Source organism: Bacillus sp. FDAARGOS_527 (assembly GCF_003812125.1).
Classification (GTDB): Bacteria; Bacillota; Bacilli; order Bacillales; family Bacillaceae_G; genus Bacillus_A; species Bacillus_A paranthracis.
This window is the reverse complement of record NZ_CP033789.1, coordinates 246,606-268,139: the sequence shown is the minus strand read 5'-3', so window position 1 is coordinate 268,139 and position 21,534 is coordinate 246,606. Positions and strand designations below refer to the sequence as shown.

At 34.0% G+C, this 21,534-nt stretch carries 14 protein-coding genes and 1 pseudogene; 11 read left to right on the top strand and 4 right to left on the bottom strand.

Annotated elements, in window-relative coordinates; genetic code table 11:
- Positions 1-80 precede the first annotated feature (80 nt).
- Both EGX95_RS01390 and EGX95_RS01380 read left to right on the top strand, forming a co-directional pair.
- Complete coding sequence (locus EGX95_RS01390; RefSeq protein WP_001053964.1) at positions 81-1,517, top strand: IS4 family transposase; 1,437 nt, start codon at positions 81-83, stop codon at positions 1,515-1,517.
- Between the two features lie 664 nt (positions 1,518-2,181).
- Positions 2,182-3,618, top strand: coding sequence for an IS4 family transposase (locus tag EGX95_RS01380; RefSeq protein ID WP_001053964.1), 1,437 nt, complete (start codon positions 2,182-2,184; stop codon positions 3,616-3,618).
- Between the two features lie 266 nt (positions 3,619-3,884).
- Here EGX95_RS01380 and EGX95_RS01370 read toward each other — a convergent pair whose 3' ends face one another.
- Positions 3,885-5,315, bottom strand: a complete 1,431-nt coding sequence (locus EGX95_RS01370) for an IS4-like element ISBce2 family transposase (protein WP_001055915.1) — start codon at positions 5,313-5,315, stop codon at positions 3,885-3,887.
- A gap of 295 nt (positions 5,316-5,610) precedes the next feature.
- Positions 5,611-5,967: a winged helix-turn-helix transcriptional regulator gene (locus EGX95_RS01365; RefSeq protein ID WP_000234699.1), complete on the bottom strand. Its 357-nt coding sequence runs from the start codon at positions 5,965-5,967 to the stop codon at positions 5,611-5,613.
- 122 nt (positions 5,968-6,089) lie between these two features.
- On the opposite strand from EGX95_RS01365, the gene EGX95_RS01360 reads away from it, so the two are divergent.
- The 6 genes and pseudogenes from EGX95_RS01360 (at position 6,090) to EGX95_RS01335 (ending at position 13,937) form a co-directional block, all read left to right on the top strand.
- A complete protein-coding gene (locus EGX95_RS01360; protein ID WP_000842153.1) occupies positions 6,090-7,205 on the top strand; it encodes an S-(hydroxymethyl)glutathione dehydrogenase/class III alcohol dehydrogenase in 1,116 nt (371 codons plus the stop codon).
- A 4-nt stretch (positions 7,206-7,209) separates the two neighbouring features.
- Positions 7,210-8,043, top strand: a complete 834-nt coding sequence (gene fghA / locus EGX95_RS01355) for an S-formylglutathione hydrolase (RefSeq protein ID WP_000053341.1) — start codon at positions 7,210-7,212, stop codon at positions 8,041-8,043.
- 166 nt (positions 8,044-8,209) lie between these two features.
- On the top strand, positions 8,210-8,482 hold the full coding sequence (locus tag EGX95_RS01350) for a hypothetical protein (protein ID WP_000264853.1): 273 nt from the start codon (positions 8,210-8,212) through the stop codon (positions 8,480-8,482).
- Between the two features lie 74 nt (positions 8,483-8,556).
- The gene (gshAB, locus tag EGX95_RS01345) at positions 8,557-10,824 is read left to right on the top strand and encodes a bifunctional glutamate--cysteine ligase GshA/glutathione synthetase GshB (protein ID WP_000425291.1); all 2,268 of its coding nucleotides are present in this window, start codon (positions 8,557-8,559) and stop codon (positions 10,822-10,824) included.
- A gap of 786 nt (positions 10,825-11,610) precedes the next feature.
- Positions 11,611-12,093, top strand: a pseudogene (locus EGX95_RS30620) (RNA methyltransferase); the annotation flags it as partial.
- A 407-nt stretch (positions 12,094-12,500) separates the two neighbouring features.
- Positions 12,501-13,937: an IS4 family transposase gene (locus EGX95_RS01335; RefSeq protein WP_001053964.1), complete on the top strand. Its 1,437-nt coding sequence runs from the start codon at positions 12,501-12,503 to the stop codon at positions 13,935-13,937.
- A gap of 266 nt (positions 13,938-14,203) precedes the next feature.
- Here the strand turns inward: EGX95_RS01335 and EGX95_RS01325 are convergent, their stop codons facing one another.
- Both EGX95_RS01325 and EGX95_RS01320 read right to left on the bottom strand, forming a co-directional pair.
- A complete protein-coding gene (locus EGX95_RS01325; protein ID WP_001055915.1) occupies positions 14,204-15,634 on the bottom strand; it encodes an IS4-like element ISBce2 family transposase in 1,431 nt (476 codons plus the stop codon).
- Between the two features lie 230 nt (positions 15,635-15,864).
- On the bottom strand, positions 15,865-17,295 hold the full coding sequence (locus tag EGX95_RS01320; RefSeq protein WP_001055915.1) for an IS4-like element ISBce2 family transposase: 1,431 nt from the start codon (positions 17,293-17,295) through the stop codon (positions 15,865-15,867).
- Between the two features lie 91 nt (positions 17,296-17,386).
- Here EGX95_RS01320 and EGX95_RS01315 point away from each other — a divergent pair, with 91 nt between their 5' ends.
- The 3 genes from EGX95_RS01315 (at position 17,387) to EGX95_RS01300 (ending at position 21,233) form a co-directional block, all read left to right on the top strand.
- Positions 17,387-18,079, top strand: coding sequence for a spore germination protein (locus tag EGX95_RS01315; protein ID WP_000290474.1), 693 nt, complete (start codon positions 17,387-17,389; stop codon positions 18,077-18,079).
- Positions 18,076-19,230, top strand: coding sequence for a Ger(x)C family spore germination protein (locus tag EGX95_RS01310; protein WP_000766211.1), 1,155 nt, complete (start codon positions 18,076-18,078; stop codon positions 19,228-19,230). The genes EGX95_RS01315 and EGX95_RS01310 overlap by 4 nt, the downstream gene beginning before the upstream one ends.
- An 842-nt stretch (positions 19,231-20,072) precedes the next feature.
- Entirely contained in the window at positions 20,073-21,233 is a 1,161-nt protein-coding gene (locus EGX95_RS01300; protein ID WP_123805326.1) for a Ger(x)C family spore germination protein, read from the top strand.
- Positions 21,234-21,534 lie beyond the last annotated feature (301 nt).

Sequence of the window (21,534 nt, the reverse complement as noted above, 5' to 3'; positions counted from 1 at the left end):
ACTTAAGAATTTTCACTACCCCCAAGTGACAAAAAACGTTATTCTTTCTAAAAAGCTAGCTAGAAAGGGTGACATTTTTTATGAATCTTTCGATTCAAGATGAATTACAACTATTTTCTGAAGAACTGTATCGTCATTTAACCCCTTCTCTTTTGGAAGAACTCGCAAAAGAATTGGGTTTTGTAAAAAGAAAACGAAAGTTTTCTGGAAATGAATTAGCTACCATATGTATTTGGGTAAGTCAACGTACAGCGAGTGACTCGCTTGTTCGACTATGCAGTCAATTACATGCGGCCACAGGCACTCTTATGAGTCCAGAAGGACTCAATAAACGCTTTGATAAAAAAGCGGTTGAATTTTTGAAATATATTTTTTCGGCATTATGGAAAAGTAAAATCTGTGAAACATCGGCCATTTCAAGCGCGGCGCTCACGTATTTTCAACGAATTCGTATTTTAGATGCGACGATTTTCCAAGTACCAAAACATTTAGCCCATGTATATCCTGGATCAGGTGGTTGTGCACAAACAGCGGGTATCAAGATTCAATTAGAATATGACTTACATAGCGGACAGTTTCTAAACTTTCAGATAGGTCCAGGAAAAAATAATGATAAGACCTTTGGAACAGAATGCTTAGACACATTACGTCCAAGCGATTTATGTATCCGTGATTTAGGTTATTTTTCATTAGAAGACTTAGATCAAATGGATCAACGAGGTGCTTATTATATATCCAGATTAAAATTAAACCATACCGTGTATGTAAAAAATCCGTTTCCAGAATACTTTCGAAACGGAACCGTAAAAAAGCAATCACAGTATATCCAAGTTGATTTAGAACATATTATGAACAATTTAAAACCCGGTCAAACATACGAAATAAAAGAAGCTTACATTGGAAAGAATCAAAAACTATTCACACGTGTAATTATCTATCGTTTAACAGACAAACAGATACAGGAACGTAGAAAAAAACAAAGTTACACTGAAAGTAAAAAGGGTATTACATTTTCAGAAAAGAGTAAACGATTAACGGGTATCAACATATATGTCTCAAATACGCCTGAAGGAGTTGTTCCGATGGAACAAATACATGACTTTTACTCCCTTCGCTGGCAAATAGAAATTATTTTTAAAACGTGGAAATCCTTATTTCAAATTCATCATTGGCAAACTATCAAAAAAGAGCGATTAGAATGTCATGTGTATGGAAGACTTATTGCCATCTTTATCTGTTCTTCTACGATGTTTAAGATGCGTAAACTTCTTTTGCAAAAGAACAAAAGAGAATTAAGTGAATATAAAGCCATTGGGATGATTCAAGATCATGTATCGCTGTTATATCAAGCGATACAGAGAAACACCCAAAATCTAACAAAGATTTTAATCCGTTTGTTCGACCTCCTACAGAAGAATGGACGGAAATCTCATCGATATGAGAAGAAAACTATCTTTGATATTATGGGTGTTGTCTATGAGTATAATGGGTTTGGAAAACAAAAGAAAGCTGCATAATTTTTAAAATGAAACTCGTTAGAGTTTATTTGGTGTGTGTACTTTTCAATACCAAAAGTACATTACGTGTTTTTTAGTTTGTTTGAACGAAAGTTCATTTTGTTTTCGTTCTTAAGTTGATGGGCATGTGACTGTACCCCAAATAAGAACAATTAAGCGATTGATGGGAATGAATAAATAAATCTTATTCAACCAAAGGGTGCTTTACTTGAGAAGGTCACTAGAAGAGTCAAATGATAACTATGAACTGCCCCAATTGCTAGGTTTTGTTTAACAATTGGGGCAGTTCATTTATAGCGCATAGGTAATCAGCTTTTTGTTAATCATGAGGTAGATATTTTTATCTAAAAACCCAACAATGGAAATATATTACAGCTCATGCCCCGTTTTTACACGTATCTCGGCTGAACCCCATCAACCTCTAAATTAATAACTACGCCAAAAGCTGATTTTCTTTAAGATAAGGAAATCAGCTTTTTCTTTGTAAAATATTTTTTAATACAGGAAAACCGGATTTTTATTTTCCATAAAATTTATTAACATGGGTTTTATGTCATTTGGTTGGCGGGACCCCATGCCCATCAACTTAAGAATTTTCACTACCCCCAAGTGACAAAAAACGTTATTCTTTCTAAAAAGCTAGCTAGAAAGGGTGACATTTTTTATGAATCTTTCGATTCAAGATGAATTACAACTATTTTCTGAAGAACTGTATCGTCATTTAACCCCTTCTCTTTTGGAAGAACTCGCAAAAGAATTAGGTTTTGTAAAAAGAAAACGAAAGTTTTCTGGAAATGAATTAGCTACCATATGTATTTGGGTAAGTCAACGTACAGCGAGTGACTCGCTTGTTCGACTATGCAGTCAATTACATGCGGCTACAGGCACTCTTATGAGTCCAGAAGGACTCAATAAACGCTTTGATAAAAAAGCGGTTGAATTTTTGAAATATATTTTTTCGGCATTATGGAAAAGTAAAATCTGTGAAACATCGGCCATTTCAAGCGCGGCGCTCACGTATTTTCAACGAATTCGTATTTTAGATGCGACGATTTTCCAAGTACCAAAACATTTAGCCCATGTATATCCTGGATCAGGTGGTTGTGCACAAACAGCGGGTATCAAGATTCAATTAGAATATGACTTACATAGCGGACAGTTTCTAAACTTTCAGATAGGTCCAGGAAAAAATAATGATAAGACCTTTGGAACAGAATGCTTAGACACATTACGTCCAAGCGATTTATGTATCCGTGATTTAGGTTATTTTTCATTAGAAGACTTAGATCAAATGGATCAACGAGGTGCTTATTATATATCCAGATTAAAATTAAACCATACCGTGTATGTAAAAAATCCGTTTCCAGAATACTTTCGAAACGGAACCGTAAAAAAGCAATCACAGTATATCCAAGTTGATTTAGAACATATTATGAACAATTTAAAACCCGGTCAAACATACGAAATAAAAGAAGCTTACATTGGAAAGAATCAAAAACTATTCACACGTGTAATTATCTATCGTTTAACAGACAAACAGATACAGGAACGTAGAAAAAAACAAAGTTACACTGAAAGTAAAAAGGGTATTACATTTTCAGAAAAGAGTAAACGATTAACGGGTATCAACATATATGTCTCAAATACGCCTGAAGGAGTTGTTCCGATGGAACAAATACATGACTTTTACTCCCTTCGCTGGCAAATAGAAATTATTTTTAAAACGTGGAAATCCTTATTTCAAATTCATCATTGGCAAACTATCAAAAAAGAGCGATTAGAATGTCATGTGTATGGAAGACTTATTGCCATCTTTATCTGTTCTTCTACGATGTTTAAGATGCGTAAACTTCTTTTGCAAAAGAACAAAAGAGAATTAAGTGAATATAAAGCCATTGGGATGATTCAAGATCATGTATCGCTGTTATATCAAGCGATACAGAGAAACACCCAAAATCTAACAAAGATTTTAATCCGTTTGTTCGACCTCCTACAGAAGAATGGACGGAAATCTCATCGATATGAGAAGAAAACTATCTTTGATATTATGGGTGTTGTCTATGAGTATAATGGGTTTGGAAAACAAAAGAAAGCTGCATAATTTTTAAAATGAAACTCGTTAGAGTTTATTTGGTGTGTGTACTTTTCAATACCAAAAGTACATTACGTGTTTTTTAGTTTGTTTGAACGAAAGTTCATTTTGTTTTCGTTCTTAAGTTGATGGGCATGTGGCGGTACCCCACATCCATCAACTTAACGTATATTTTTATATAAAATGCGGTCTTTCCACGTAGTTTTTTATTATCTTTTATAGATGTTATAAAAGTAGGCACATCAAATAAACCCTGACGGGTTTCAAATTTTTCGCTATGCTACCTGATGGGCAGAAGTGGTATACTCATACACAACACCTAAAATATCAAAGACTGTTTTTTTCTCATATCTGTGAGATTTTCGTCCGTTTCGCTGTAGGAGGTTAAACAGACGAAGGAGAATCTTTGATAATTCTTGGGTGTTTTTATGTAGTGCTTGATGAAAAAGTAAGAAATAATCTTTAATTATGTACATCGCTTTATATTCACTTAGTTCTTTCTGTTTCTTACGTAACAGGAGTTCTCTCATTTTAAACATAGTAGAAGAACATAATAGGATACTAATGAGTTGTCCATAAAGGTGGCATTCTAATCGCTCTTGTTTAATAGATTTACAACGATGAATTCGAAACCAAGATTTCCATATTTTAAATAACAGCTCAATTTGCCAACGCAGTGAATATAAATCATAGATTTTCTCTTTCGGTACCCATTCCGTAGGAATGTTTGTCATATATACCGTAATTCCTTGTAAAAGTTTCGTACGCTCTGTATATGTAATCCCTTTTTTCTTTTCACGAATAGCTCGATCATGTAGACGTTTCTGTTTTTGCTCCTCTGTACATCTATAAACCACAATGCGAGTGGGTAGTTTGTCTTTGCTCCCTACATATACATCATGTAATTCATACACTTGGCCAGGTTGTAATTGGTTCATGATGTCTTCCAAATGAATTTGTATATATACCGGTCTCAATTGAGCAGGTTTTGTTTTAAATACCACTGTTTCGAATTCTTTTCTATATATTTTAGTTGGTAATTTAAGACGCGATAAATAATACCCTTCCTTATCTTGGATCGATTTAAAGTCTTGTAAACGAAAATACCCTAAGTCACGAATATATAGTTCATTCTTTTGTGTCATGTCCATTCGAGTCGCCCCATATGCCTGATCACTTCGTTTTCCTGGTTCAATTTTCACATCAGAAAACTCTCCGCTCAACAAGTCATACTCTAATTGAATTTTCACACCAGCTGTATGACTACAGCCTCCGGCACCAGGATAAGTAGCTGCGAATCGATCTGGAACTTGAAAGGTTGTAGAATCAAGGATGCGAATCCGCTTAAAGTAAGCAGAAAGAGAATGAGAAATTGTAGATGATCCTCCAATTTTAGCTTGTAGAAGTGTAGTAAATACATTTCGAAAGAAGGCTACAGAAGCCGAGTTAAATCGTCGATTCAGTCCCTCAGGACTTAATAAAATTCCTGTTGAAGTTTCTAATTGACTACAAAGTTGAGTAAGAGAGGTTGTAGCGATTTGTTGATTTAACCATACACACAAAGATAAAAAATGGTGCCCATGGCACTTACGTTTTCGTTTCATTCCACCTGCTTCTATAGCTAATTGATTAAGTGTAGCGGGAGACATATATCGATATAACTCTTCGGCAAATAAAGACAGCTCTTGTTTTTGATGCATATTCATAAAAAGCACGTCACCCTTTCTCATTAACATAAGAGAATAGTAACGTGCTTTTAAGTTTAAGAATAGTCTAAATCCTTAAGTTGATGGATGTGTGGCGGTACCCCTTAGAGTAGGAAATTCGGCTCATTTTATGTCGAAATTTACTTAGCGTATATTTTCGTTAATTATCTTAACTAGTCGTTACGTATGACTTTACAGCATTCGATGCAAAGTTATCGGTTTTTTGTATGCAAATTTATGGATTAAGTCATACAATTACGCACTATTTTTAATGAATCGATATTTACTTGTTTCTTCAACTAAGTTCGTCCGAATCTTTTTCTACAAAATCACTAAAGTCATCTCCCCAATCACAGATGGCTGTTACAACATTCTCTAGTTGATGACCAATTTCACTAAGTTCATACTCAACCTTAGGAGGCACTACGGGGTATACACATCGAGTAATTATTTTATCGTCTTCTAATTCTCTTAATTGTCTAATCAACATACGTTGATTAACTTCAGGCAGCTTTTTTTGTATTTCACTTAATCTTAATGGCGAACGTTGTAACAAACACCATATAATTGCTATTTTCCAACGCCCTCCTATCACAGATAAAGCTAAATCTTTTCCAGTGAAAAATTCCTTGTCCTTATAATGAATAACCATAATTTTTGACCTTCCTCTCGCGAAAAAAATGTTTATAGTGACAAATTTGTCAGTATTGTAATTAAAATTATAAAGTGTAATCTTAGTGGTGTAAACAATAAAAAAAGAAAGTAGGGATTCAATTGAAAAGTAGAGCTGCTGTTGCATTTAAGCCAGGGGAGCCACTTCAAATCGTAGAAATCGATGTAGAAGAGCCAAAAGCAAAAGAGGTATTAGTAAAAATACTATATACTTCTGTCTGTCATACAGATGCTTTTACATTATCAGGTGACGACCCAGAAGGAGTATTTCCTGCTGTATTAGGCCATGAAGGTGCTGGTGTTGTCGTTTCAGTAGGTGATGAAGTTACTTCAGTAAAACCTGGGGATCATGTTATTCCACTATATACACCTGAATGTGGAGAATGTAAATTCTGTCGTTCTGGTAAAACAAACCTATGTAGTGCTGTACGAGAAACACAAGGTAAAGGTTTAATGCCTGATGGAACAACTCGCTTCTCTTATAATGGAGAGCCCCTTTATCATTACATGGGAACTAGTACATTCAGTGAATATACAGTTGTTAATGAGATTAACTTAGCGAAAATCGATGAAAACGCTCCGTTAGATAAAGTTGCTTTATTAGGATGTGGTGTGACTACAGGTATTGGTGCTGTACACAACACTGCAAAAGTTGAAGAAGGAGCTGTAACAGCTGTATTTGGTTTAGGAGCGATTGGATTAGCAGCTATTCAAGGATTGGTTCAAGCAAAAGCAAGCCGAATTATTGCAGTTGACCTGAATCCCCAAAAATGGGAACTCGCTAAAAAAATGGGAGCGACTGATTTTGTGAATCCTGCAGATTATGATCGCCCAATTCAAGAAGTTATAGTCGAAATGACAGATGGTGGCGTGGATTATAGCTTCGAATGTATTGGTAATGTTGAAGTAATGAAATCCGCTCTTGAAGCATGTCATAAAGGTTGGGGCGAAAGTATTATTATCGGAGTAGCTGGTGCTGGTAAAGAAATCCATACTCGTCCATTCCAATTAGTAACGGGCCGAGTATGGCGTGGATCAGCCTTTGGTGGAGTTAAAGGAAGATCTGAACTTCCAGAAATGGTCGAAGATTATATGCATGGTGATATTGATTTAGATTCATTTATTACTCATCATTTAGAATTTAAAGACATCAATGCGGCATTTGACTTATTACACAAAGGTGAATCCATTCGTACGATTTTAACTTACGGAGAGTGAGATAATGAGTCTTAAATGTATTGAACAACATCGTTCTTTCGAAGGAGAGCAACGTAAGTATAGCCATTATTCCGAAGTCTTGCAATGTGATATGAAATTTAGTATCTACTTACCATCAAATAAAGAAAAGAAAAAAATTCCACTTATATGGTGGTTATCTGGTTTAACTTGTACAGATGATAATTTTAGTCAAAAAAGTGGATTTCAACGTTTGGCTGAAAAACATCAAGTTGCAGTGATTATGCCAGATACTTCACCACGTGGAGAATACGTTTCTGATGTTGCAGCATGGGATCTTGGACAAGGGGCAGGTTTTTATTTAAATGCTACCCAGGATCCTTGGGCACAGCATTATAAAATGTATTCGTATATCGTAGATGAATTAACATCCATTGCTTCGACTATAGTACCTAATTTTTCAGGTGAAGAAAGCATAATGGGGCATTCAATGGGAGGACATGGGGCTTTAGTGATCGGTTTGAAAAATGCTAAGAGATTCAAAGCGGTTTCTGCTTTTTCTCCAATCTTAACTCCTAGTCAAGTACCATGGGGAATAAATGCTTTCACCTCTTATTTAGGTGAAGACAAAGATTCTTGGAAAGAATGGGATGCTTCAGAATTAATTAAAGAAGCTACTATTCCACCAATTCTTATTATGCAAGGTAGTCAAGACGAGTTTTATCCGAAACAATTGGAAGAACATATTTTCTTAGAGAACGCTCAAAAAAATAGTCAAATGGTAACTTATAAAAAAATGGAGGGCTATGATCATAGCTACTTCTTTATTTCCACTTTCTTAAATGAGCATTTCTCTTTCCATATGAAGTATTTAAGATGATTCTTATTTACAACAATACCCACTTCCAATGGCATATGAAGTATTTAAGTTTACAGCAAAATATAGTAACAAAAGTATCCGCATGTAGAGATGTGGGTGCTTTTGATTGTTATATTTTGTCATATTATATAGTTTGTAAAAACAAATAAATTGGGAGGAAGAGTTCATGTGGATTAAAAAAATGTTATTTAATTACCGTGTTAAACCATCCTTATTAAAATCTCGTTATGAGATTGAAAAGGAAAATCGACAAGTTGACTTATTTGAAAGTTCAACTGAAACGTCTAAACCGTTTTCGATAAGAGATACAAGATCATATATTCAGCCTAATACTAAAACATTAGAAGACATGATTAATTACTTAGCAGCTATTCGTGAAATCCCTTCTCTTTCCGTGGATAAGAATAAAATGCTTTGGCCATTAATATCCAAATGCTAAATTCAAAAAAATAATGGTTATAATTTTAGCTATTTCTATATCAAATATTTGAGTTGATGGGAGGTACAGTTTGTATGGAAATGAAAAAAATGTTAAACAATGACCGTATTAAACCATATTTATTAAAAGCACGTTTTGGAGTTGAAAAAGAAAGTCAACGAGTTGACCTATCAGGAAGTTTAGCTAAAACGGAACATCCCAAAAGTATTTCAGTAAGAGATGAACATCCTTATATTCAGCGAGATTTCTCTGAAACACAAATGGAATTAATCACACCAGTTACTGAGACACTAGGAGATTTATTTAATTATTTAGCAGCTATCCATGATGTTGCCTATCGTTCTATGGGAAATAACGAAATGCTTTGGCCATTAAGCATGCCACCACAGTTGCCCGAAAAAGAAGAAGATATTGTTATTGCGAAACTTAATAATCATGAAAATGTTTTATATCGTCGATATTTATCTAATTCTTATGGTCGACGAAAACAAATGATTAGTGGTATTCATTACAATTTTGAATTTAGCGATAATTTGATTCAGGCATTATTTGAATTACAATCAGAAATAAAAGATTATCATCAATTTAAAACAGAAATTTATCTGAAAGTCACAAGGAATTATTTACACTATCGATGGTTAATAACTTATTTCTTCGGTGCTTCTCCTAGTAGTGAAAAGAATTTCTTTGAAATAAATCCTTTAAATGACGCCGTAAGAAGCATTAGAAATAGTAAATATGGTTATAGTAATGAAAATGATGTTCAAGTATCCTATAGTAGTTTACAGAACTATATATCTGATCTTTCTTCGCTGGTAAGTAAAGGGGTTTTATTAGAAGAAAAAGAATTTTATGCATCTGTCCGTTTAAGGGGCGGTCCTCAAGTTTCAGATTTAAAAAATCATGGGATTCGTTATATTGAATTAAGAAACCTAGATTTAAATCCTTTTGAAACATATGGAATTAGCCATGAACAAGCAGAATTTCTACATCTTTTCCTCATCTATTTACTCTGGATTGATCAAGACGATAATAATGATGAATGGGTAAAAATCGGTGATTTTCAAAATAATTTAGTGGCTCTTGAACATCCGTTAGAACATACGCAATTTAAAACAGATGCTGAGCGTATTATTGATGAGATGGAACATTTAACAGGGCTGTTAGACATAACTGTTTCGAATACCTTATTTGTTAACTTGAGAGAAATGCTAACAGATCCAAGTAAGACTTTAGCTGGAAGACTTTATAAAGAGATTATAAAAAGTAGTCAAAGTCAGGTAGCTTCCCGTATTGCTAAAGAAAATTATAAAAAAGCATGGGATAAACCATATCAACTATCAGGATTTACTGACATGGAGTTGTCTACACAAATTTTAATGTTTGATGCTATTCAACAAGGATTACAAGTAGACGTTTTAGATCGACAAGATCAATTTTTAAAACTACAGTTAGGAAATCATGTTGAATATGTGAAAAATGGGAATATGACAAGTAAAGATAGTTATATATCACCATTAATTATGGAAAATAAAACAGTAACAAAGAAAATTCTTCAACAGCATGGATTTCGTGTACCAATAGGTGAGGAATTTAGTGATATAGAAAAAGCCTTACGTTCCTATGATATATTTGCAGGAAAGCCTTTTGTCGTTAAACCAAAAACAACAAATTATGGTTTAGGAATATCTATCTTTAAAGAAAACGGAGCAAGTTACGAAGACTATCAAAAAGCACTCACAATAGCATTTAAAGAGGACTCATCAGTATTAATAGAAGAATTTATTAATGGAACAGAATATCGATTTTTTGTGCTAGATGGCAAAGTTTCTGCCGTTTTATTACGAATTCCAGCCAATGTTATAGGAGACGGTTCACATACGATTGAAGAGTTAGTCGCTCAAAAGAACCTGAATTCATTAAGAGGAATGGACCATAGAACACCTTTAGAAAATATACAATTAGGTGAATTAGAGGTCCTAATGCTTAAAGCTCAAGGGTATCGAAAAGATTCTATTCCAACAAGTGATGAAATTGTTTTTCTGCGAGAAAATTCTAATGTCAGTACAGGTGGAGACTCAATTGATATGACAGATCAAATTCCCGATGATTATAAGAAAATTGCCGTAGATGCTGTGTCGGCACTTGGAGCAAATATTAGTGGTATTGATTTGATTATTGAAAATACAGAAGTTCCTGCAGCTAATAAAAATGCTTATGGAATTATTGAGGCAAACTTTAATCCATCGATGTATATGCATATATATCCGTATAAAGGCAAATCCAGACGTTTGACCATCTGTATATTACATTATTTATTCCCTGAACTACCAAAAAAATAATTTAGAAGTCTTCGAGATGTTAGAGGGATTAGTATAAAAATTGTAAATGATGTAACAAGAGGAGACATTACTTTTTAATTAATTGGGATCTCTCAGAGGTCCCAATTTAAATTATTATTTTAGAAACAGGCGTATGAGAAATGGGTTATTGGAATGCAAGTTTGAATAAGATAAAATAGGGGAATATCAGAGGGAAATTTAGAAAGGTATTTTGACTTATTTGGTCAATCAAGAGCAAGTCAAAAAGGGATACAGACGAGATATACATGTTATCTATACTTAGGAGTAAAAACCTTAATTTAATAAGAGTTTTACATTGAATACATGTAAACAATTTGTTTGACAACGATCCTTGCAACATCGAAGTCTACAACCGTTCGTTGCCCTCAAGGTAACGGACGCGCCTTAAGGAGCTCTTAAGAGACACGGTTTATCCAAGCAAGGTTATTCGATACCTTCTCATTGCACTACCTTGAATACATTAAATACATAATTTACTTAGTTAAGATATCAAGTAGTTAACGTAGCTTATCACTCAATTCTTCTTCTTAGAATACTTTAAATATTCCTGATTTTCATAGTAGATAATACACGTACCTTGGCTGTACTCCAACGTAATAGTTGATATAAAACTTACGTTAAGCAAATTTCCACGAAATTTTCACTATTTGATTCTTTAAAAAAAGTAGTAAACTAAGTAATCGGTTCCTTAACGTACAGGAATCAGTTTAAATGTGTCTAAATTTTGTCTAAATGTACAATTTTCTTTTTTGGGTATGGTGACCCCTTATTGCTCCACCAGGTATAGAAAATCCAGAGTGGGAACCTATTAGAAAGTTTATTTATAACGACAGTACATGCAAAAAGAAAAAATCATTTAAACATTTTTTACATTATCTTCACGCGAATGGGGCAGATTCTGACTATCTTAATCCACACTATTCACAACAATATATTCAAGGAGAAGAAGAGTTTGTAACCAATTATATATATTTAGAGAATTTCTCTAATGAAATCTCAAAAATAGAAAACAAATATAACTTACAGACTATCCCACTAGACACATTAACGAGATCATGGCATCATCAGGCGCCTAAGATGATTCATAAGGGAAACTACGCTGAAGCTGACATTACAGATCCATCTTTCCCTCGGCTGCCGACATATCAGAGCTTTTATGATACGGAGGCTATAAAATTAGTTACAGATATATTTAATGAAGATTTTGAAGCGTATCATTATCTTAAAATGGATATTTCTACAATATGAATCAGTTTCAGAGTACTTAAATAATAGTCTTATTTTTAATATGGAAAACACCGTGAACACTGTTATGGTGTTTTTTTGGGTTTAACACTATATTTTTAACTTTATATAATCCATATACCTTCAAGATAAGATGTATTTGTAAAATAATGTATGATTATGACCCATTTCTACAAGTATCTCGGCTGAACCCCTCTAGGTTTTTCTGTGCATCCTTTATATATTAAAGAGCCGATTTACTCTTAGCGGGGTAAATTCTGGCTCTTTTCTTATATATATTCTCTTAGCGTGGTTTTTTTCCGAAATGCTGGCGGTACCCCATGCCCATCAACTTAAGAATTTTCACTACCCCCAAGTGACAAAAAACGTTATTCTTTCTAAAAAGCTAGCTAGAAAGGGTGACATTTTTTATGAATCTTTCGATTCAAGATGAATTACAACTATTTTCTGAAGAACTGTATCGTCATTTAACCCCTTCTCTTTTGGAAGAACTCGCAAAAGAATTAGGTTTTGTAAAAAGAAAACGAAAGTTTTCTGGAAATGAATTAGCTACCATATGTATTTGGGTAAGTCAACGTACAGCGAGTGACTCGCTTGTTCGACTATGCAGTCAATTACATGCGGCTACAGGCACTCTTATGAGTCCAGAAGGACTCAATAAACGCTTTGATAAAAAAGCGGTTGAATTTTTGAAATATATTTTTTCGGCATTATGGAAAAGTAAAATCTGTGAAACATCGGCCATTTCAAGCGCGGCGCTCACGTATTTTCAACGAATTCGTATTTTAGATGCGACGATTTTCCAAGTACCAAAACATTTAGCCCATGTATATCCTGGATCAGGTGGTTGTGCACAAACAGCGGGTATCAAGATTCAATTAGAATATGACTTACATAGCGGACAGTTTCTAAACTTTCAGATAGGTCCAGGAAAAAATAATGATAAGACCTTTGGAACAGAATGCTTAGACACATTACGTCCAAGCGATTTATGTATCCGTGATTTAGGTTATTTTTCATTAGAAGACTTAGATCAAATGGATCAACGAGGTGCTTATTATATATCCAGATTAAAATTAAACCATACCGTGTATGTAAAAAATCCGTTTCCAGAATACTTTCGAAACGGAACCGTAAAAAAGCAATCACAGTATATCCAAGTTGATTTAGAACATATTATGAACAATTTAAAACCCGGTCAAACATACGAAATAAAAGAAGCTTACATTGGAAAGAATCAAAAACTATTCACACGTGTAATTATCTATCGTTTAACAGACAAACAGATACAGGAACGTAGAAAAAAACAAAGTTACACTGAAAGTAAAAAGGGTATTACATTTTCAGAAAAGAGTAAACGATTAACGGGTATCAACATATATGTCTCAAATACGCCTGAAGGAGTTGTTCCGATGGAACAAATACATGACTTTTACTCCCTTCGCTGGCAAATAGAAATTATTTTTAAAACGTGGAAATCCTTATTTCAAATTCATCATTGGCAAACTATCAAAAAAGAGCGATTAGAATGTCATGTGTATGGAAGACTTATTGCCATCTTTATCTGTTCTTCTACGATGTTTAAGATGCGTAAACTTCTTTTGCAAAAGAACAAAAGAGAATTAAGTGAATATAAAGCCATTGGGATGATTCAAGATCATGTATCGCTGTTATATCAAGCGATACAGAGAAACACCCAAAATCTAACAAAGATTTTAATCCGTTTGTTCGACCTCCTACAGAAGAATGGACGGAAATCTCATCGATATGAGAAGAAAACTATCTTTGATATTATGGGTGTTGTCTATGAGTATAATGGGTTTGGAAAACAAAAGAAAGCTGCATAATTTTTAAAATGAAACTCGTTAGAGTTTATTTGGTGTGTGTACTTTTCAATACCAAAAGTACATTACGTGTTTTTTAGTTTGTTTGAACGAAAGTTCATTTTGTTTTCGTTCTTAAGTTGATGGGCATGTGGCGGTACCCCACATCCATCAACTTAACGTATATTTTTATATAAAATGCGGTCTTTCCACGTAGTTTTTTATTATCTTTTATAGATGTTATAAAAGTAGGCACATCAAATAAACCCTGACGGGTTTCAAATTTTTCGCTATGCTACCTGATGGGCAGAAGTGGTATACTCATACACAACACCTAAAATATCAAAGACTGTTTTTTTCTCATATCTGTGAGATTTTCGTCCGTTTCGCTGTAGGAGGTTAAACAGACGAAGGAGAATCTTTGATAATTCTTGGGTGTTTTTATGTAGTGCTTGATGAAAAAGTAAGAAATAATCTTTAATTATGTACATCGCTTTATATTCACTTAGTTCTTTCTGTTTCTTACGTAACAGGAGTTCTCTCATTTTAAACATAGTAGAAGAACATAATAGGATACTAATGAGTTGTCCATAAAGGTGGCATTCTAATCGCTCTTGTTTAATAGATTTACAACGATGAATTCGAAACCAAGATTTCCATATTTTAAATAACAGCTCAATTTGCCAACGCAGTGAATATAAATCATAGATTTTCTCTTTCGGTACCCATTCCGTAGGAATGTTTGTCATATATACCGTAATTCCTTGTAAAAGTTTCGTACGCTCTGTATATGTAATCCCTTTTTTCTTTTCACGAATAGCTCGATCATGTAGACGTTTCTGTTTTTGCTCCTCTGTACATCTATAAACCACAATGCGAGTGGGTAGTTTGTCTTTGCTCCCTACATATACATCATGTAATTCATACACTTGGCCAGGTTGTAATTGGTTCATGATGTCTTCCAAATGAATTTGTATATATACCGGTCTCAATTGAGCAGGTTTTGTTTTAAATACCACTGTTTCGAATTCTTTTCTATATATTTTAGTTGGTAATTTAAGACGCGATAAATAATACCCTTCCTTATCTTGGATCGATTTAAAGTCTTGTAAACGAAAATACCCTAAGTCACGAATATATAGTTCATTCTTTTGTGTCATGTCCATTCGAGTCGCCCCATATGCCTGATCACTTCGTTTTCCTGGTTCAATTTTCACATCAGAAAACTCTCCGCTCAACAAGTCATACTCTAATTGAATTTTCACACCAGCTGTATGACTACAGCCTCCGGCACCAGGATAAGTAGCTGCGAATCGATCTGGAACTTGAAAGGTTGTAGAATCAAGGATGCGAATCCGCTTAAAGTAAGCAGAAAGAGAATGAGAAATTGTAGATGATCCTCCAATTTTAGCTTGTAGAAGTGTAGTAAATACATTTCGAAAGAAGGCTACAGAAGCCGAGTTAAATCGTCGATTCAGTCCCTCAGGACTTAATAAAATTCCTGTTGAAGTTTCTAATTGACTACAAAGTTGAGTAAGAGAGGTTGTAGCGATTTGTTGATTTAACCATACACACAAAGATAAAAAATGGTGCCCATGGCACTTACGTTTTCGTTTCATTCCACCTGCTTCTATAGCTAATTGATTAAGTGTAGCGGGAGACATATATCGATATAACTCTTCGGCAAATAAAGACAGCTCTTGTTTTTGATGCATATTCATAAAAAGCACGTCACCCTTTCTCATTAACATAAGAGAATAGTAACGTGCTTTTAAGTTTAAGAATAGTCTAAATCCTTAAGTTGATGGATGTGGGGTCCTACCACACATCCATCAACTTAACGTATATTTTTATATAAAATGCGGTCTTTCCACGTAGTTTTTTATTATCTTTTATAGATGTTATAAAAGTAGGCACATCAAATAAACCCTGACGGGTTTCAAATTTTTCGCTATGCTACCTGATGGGCAGAAGTGGTATACTCATACACAACACCTAAAATATCAAAGACTGTTTTTTTCTCATATCTGTGAGATTTTCGTCCGTTTCGCTGTAGGAGGTTAAACAGACGAAGGAGAATCTTTGATAATTCTTGGGTGTTTTTATGTAGTGCTTGATGAAAAAGTAAGAAATAATCTTTAATTATGTACATCGCTTTATATTCACTTAGTTCTTTCTGTTTCTTACGTAACAGGAGTTCTCTCATTTTAAACATAGTAGAAGAACATAATAGGATACTAATGAGTTGTCCATAAAGGTGGCATTCTAATCGCTCTTGTTTAATAGATTTACAACGATGAATTCGAAACCAAGATTTCCATATTTTAAATAACAGCTCAATTTGCCAACGCAGTGAATATAAATCATAGATTTTCTCTTTCGGTACCCATTCCGTAGGAATGTTTGTCATATATACCGTAATTCCTTGTAAAAGTTTCGTACGCTCTGTATATGTAATCCCTTTTTTCTTTTCACGAATAGCTCGATCATGTAGACGTTTCTGTTTTTGCTCCTCTGTACATCTATAAACCACAATGCGAGTGGGTAGTTTGTCTTTGCTCCCTACATATACATCATGTAATTCATACACTTGGCCAGGTTGTAATTGGTTCATGATGTCTTCCAAATGAATTTGTATATATACCGGTCTCAATTGAGCAGGTTTTGTTTTAAATACCACTGTTTCGAATTCTTTTCTATATATTTTAGTTGGTAATTTAAGACGCGATAAATAATACCCTTCCTTATCTTGGATCGATTTAAAGTCTTGTAAACGAAAATACCCTAAGTCACGAATATATAGTTCATTCTTTTGTGTCATGTCCATTCGAGTCGCCCCATATGCCTGATCACTTCGTTTTCCTGGTTCAATTTTCACATCAGAAAACTCTCCGCTCAACAAGTCATACTCTAATTGAATTTTCACACCAGCTGTATGACTACAGCCTCCGGCACCAGGATAAGTAGCTGCGAATCGATCTGGAACTTGAAAGGTTGTAGAATCAAGGATGCGAATCCGCTTAAAGTAAGCAGAAAGAGAATGAGAAATTGTAGATGATCCTCCAATTTTAGCTTGTAGAAGTGTAGTAAATACATTTCGAAAGAAGGCTACAGAAGCCGAGTTAAATCGTCGATTCAGTCCCTCAGGACTTAATAAAATTCCTGTTGAAGTTTCTAATTGACTACAAAGTTGAGTAAGAGAGGTTGTAGCGATTTGTTGATTTAACCATACACACAAAGATAAAAAATGGTGCCCATGGCACTTACGTTTTCGTTTCATTCCACCTGCTTCTATAGCTAATTGATTAAGTGTAGCGGGAGACATATATCGATATAACTCTTCGGCAAATAAAGACAGCTCTTGTTTTTGATGCATATTCATAAAAAGCACGTCACCCTTTCTCATTAACATAAGAGAATAGTAACGTGCTTTTAAGTTTAAGAATAGTCTAAATCCTTAAGTTGATGGATGTGTGGCGGTACCCCTAATAAAAGCTGCAGAAGATTCCCACTTTAATTTTCTAACTGTATCATTTGCACGCTTTTATCGGTGGATAGGATTTCTTTTAGCTGTCTTCCTACCCGGATTTTGGATGGCATTACTTGCTTATCACCAAGATCAAATTCCTTTCCCTCTTCTTGCGACTGTGACTGTTGCAAGATCAGGTCTACCATTTCCAGCACCACTTGAGCTTATAATTGTTTTGTTCCTTTTTGAGATGTTCCGTGAAGCCGGTCAAAGATTACCCTCCCCCCTTGGTCAAACCCTTTCAGTGGTAGGCGGACTAATCATTGGGGATGCTGCAATCCGTTCGGGTTTTATCTCCCCTTCTGTCATTGTTATTACTGCTTTATCTGCTATTGCGGGATATACCTTAGTAAACCAAATATTAGCAGGAGCAGTATCCATACTCAGAGGGTTTGTACTATTATGTTCAATTTTGATGGGGTTATATGGATTTATGCTTGCCGGATTCGTAATCGTTCTTTATATCTCAAGATTACGTTCCTTTGGAATCCCTTACTTAGCTTTAGTTTTCCCAAAATCTAGTTCAGATTTTTTCAAGGGATTGTTTCGTTTACCGTGGAGAAGTTATAGACATAGAGTTGATTATCTCCGAACCAATGATAGTTCTAAAACGGACGAAGGAGAAGGAAAACAGTGAAGCTGCACAAAATAAAACTAATAATTATGATGCTTATCACTAGTGCAATGTTATCTGGATGTTGGAATATTAAAGAAGTTCAAGATATTTATTATGTTGCAGCTCTTGGTATAGATTTTAAAGAAGGAAAATATATAGCTTATGCTCAGTTACTTGACTTTTCTAACGTTGCTAAGTTAGAGGGGGCTAGACCTGATAAACAACCACCAGTGTGGATAGGAAGAGGTGAAGGTTTTACCATTACGGAAGCATTAAATCAATTATATAAGGATGCTCAACAAAGACTTTTTTGGGGACATGTATCTACAATAATATTAAGCGAAAGACTGCTCAGACAAGATATTAAAGACTCTATTGATTTTATTAATCGGTACCGAGAAATACGCTATAATATTCTCTTATACGCTACAAAGGAACCCATTGATGATATACTTAAAACAAAAGCCTTTTTTACATTATCGGGGTTGTCTACCATTCTCCATGAACCAAAGGAAAGGTATAAACAACGGTCTTACATACAACCTAAACAATTTTATCAATTTATTAGAGATAGTGATCCGATGGGGCAAACTGCTTATATCCCATCACTTAAAATTTCAACAGAAAATTGGAAAGAAGAATCCAAAAAAGCACCATTATTAAGAAATGATGGAGCGTTCTTTGTAAGGAATAATCGCCTAGAAGGATGGCTTTCTGAGACTGATTTAAACGGTCTAAGATGGATGGATGAAAAAAACGTTCGATCTCCTGTGTGGATTATTGAGAATGATAGCGCTGTTGTTTCCGTAGTGATAGAGAAACCTAAGATTACAATTTCCCCTATTATGAGTAGTAAGCCCATACTTTTTAATATTCGAGTTGAAGTTCAAGCTGGAATAAATGAGAAGATCAAGGAAATTAGTGATAAAGAGTTGATTACAAAAACTGAAGATATTATCAAATTAGAAATTCTAAAATCCTTTGAAAAAGGAATAGAAATAAATGCAGATATCTACAAATTAGGTGAATCATTATACCGTCAGAATCCAAGAAAATGGAAAGAAGAAGTAAAAACAGACTCGTTTTACTTAAATGAACACAGTATAAAGAATTTAAAAGTTAAAGTTAATTTAGTTAACTCCGGAAAGTTGAAGTACCAAGATGGATCCTAATATTAATTCAAACGGTATTTATAGTTTTTTAAAAAGGCCTAAGCTCTTGCAACACCGAGAAATTAGGCTTTTTTATATTGAATTCCTTAACGTTGTAAATCCGCATTTTCCTGACGCTACCCCTATATTAGGTTGCGCATGCATTGCTAAAATAGGATTAAGCCGGGTAAGATATAATTATTTTTCTAAATAGTCTACTTTATAATTATTTAATCCGTATATTTTGTTTTTAGGGATAATGATTTTGTTTAGTGTTATACATATTTCTTTTCTACTGTATAAACCTTGTCTCCTCCATGAATAATAAACAAGGGATCTAATTTAGCTGCTCTTTGTAATAAAAGTTCGAATTCACCACCCATCTTAAAACAGCTACCTTCAGGTCCGTTGCATCTGCTGTCTTCAAAAAACACAAAATTAAATTTATTCTTACAGTGTAATTTTTTCATTCATTCTTTCAGTAAATATTCTGAACGTCCATGTAGTGTCATAAACATCTTTTCCTTTCATAAAAATCAATAATCTATCTTTTTAATTACATGAAGATTAATTGTTAAGTTAATCAAAAAAATAAAGGTTCTATAATGAATCTTGAGAAGCAAAAATAATTGAAATCATTTGAGTATAGAGATGAAAAACTTAGATGTTGGGAACTTGTTTTTTGTGGCATCTTCAACCAGTGATGTATAGGTGCATCTTCTATGCCTCGAGATATCGCTATCCAAACTTTCTTTTCACACAGTGGGCTTATTTGGATTTTAAGTGATTTGATATGAGATTTATTGTGTTAGCGCCTTTACTAATTTTTATTGTATATAAGATAAAATGAAGGAATGGTGGAAATGAAATGTCTTTTTAAAGTTATAACAATTGCGCTTATAGCTGGGGCTATCAGCGGTTGCTCTGAGTTAGCGGAGATAGAAGAAAGAGGCTTTGTAGTAGGTGCCGCTTACGATATTGTTAAGGAAAAGAAATCTAATCCAATTATGAAAGGGACGTATCAAATGGTACTTCCCAGTAAGTTAACGCAAGAAGGTGGAAAAGGCGCAGGGAATAATTATATTGATGTGAGTGCAAAAGGAGATAGTGTGTTTGAACAAATACGAATAATCGCTAAAAAGATTAGTCGTACTTTATTTTTTCCACATATACAAGTAATCATTTTTTCTGAAGAATTACTATCGAATCCAAATGTTTTACAAAATACGTTAGATGTATACATTCGAGATCATGAAATGAGAAGAAATATTCGTCTATTTGTTTCTGAGAAAAATGCAGAAGCAATCTTGAAACAAAATGCAAAACCAGAAAATTTACCGGCACAGTATATTGATATGCTAGCTGAACACCCTCCTAAAAATGCTCAGATGGTTGAGGCAGCAAGAATTGGTGACGTGCAGGAAAAGATAATTTCAAACCGAAGTTTTGTACTACCTGTCTTAAAACCTACAAAACAGGGGATAGAAATGGATGGGGCTACGTTGTTTCGTGGGAAGGATAACAAGTGTGTTGGAATGTTAAACGGCGAACAGACAGTGGGAATAAACTTTATAATCGGTGAAAAATTAGGAGGTTATTTTACCATACGTAAAAAGGACCAGCTTATTACATATGAAATTCATAAGCTACACCGAAAAATACAGGTATTTACTGAAAATACTACAAAACCGAAGTTTGATATTCATCTATTTCTCGAAGGTGCTTTAGCGGAGTTGCATTTTAGTGATCATAAAAAATTCATGAATGAAAAACGCTTAACGAAGGATATTTCAAAAGAGGTGGAACAAAGGATTCAAAAATCAATAAAGCTTGTTCAAAAAAAATATAAGGTAGATGTATTAGCGTTAGGAGAAGTATATAAGCGGCATAATTATAAAAAATGGAAGAAAATACGTAAGAATTGGGATCAAGGCGAAAATTATTTTAGTGATGCCCAAATTAATGTTCATGTTCATTCAATAATTGAACATTCAGGTTCAGCTTTACCCAAGAAAGTAAAATGAGTTAATTTGATTGGTTACCGAATTAGATATTAGCTGCCAAATATCAATACTAGCTATACCCCGTATTATATATTTTATTTTCATAACTTCGATTGCTTCATATACATTACCTGTATTTCTTACATAAATTATATAAGTGAACAAGCTTTTACACTTTTCTTTCAATTTCACCTTTTACTTTTCTTAATATTTTCTTTTCAACTAAAAAATTGACTGAATAATTTTTTATCAGAGGTTTGAAATAGATTAAGTAACTAGAGGTACCATGTCAAAAAAGCTTGTAATTTGGATAACATCCAAA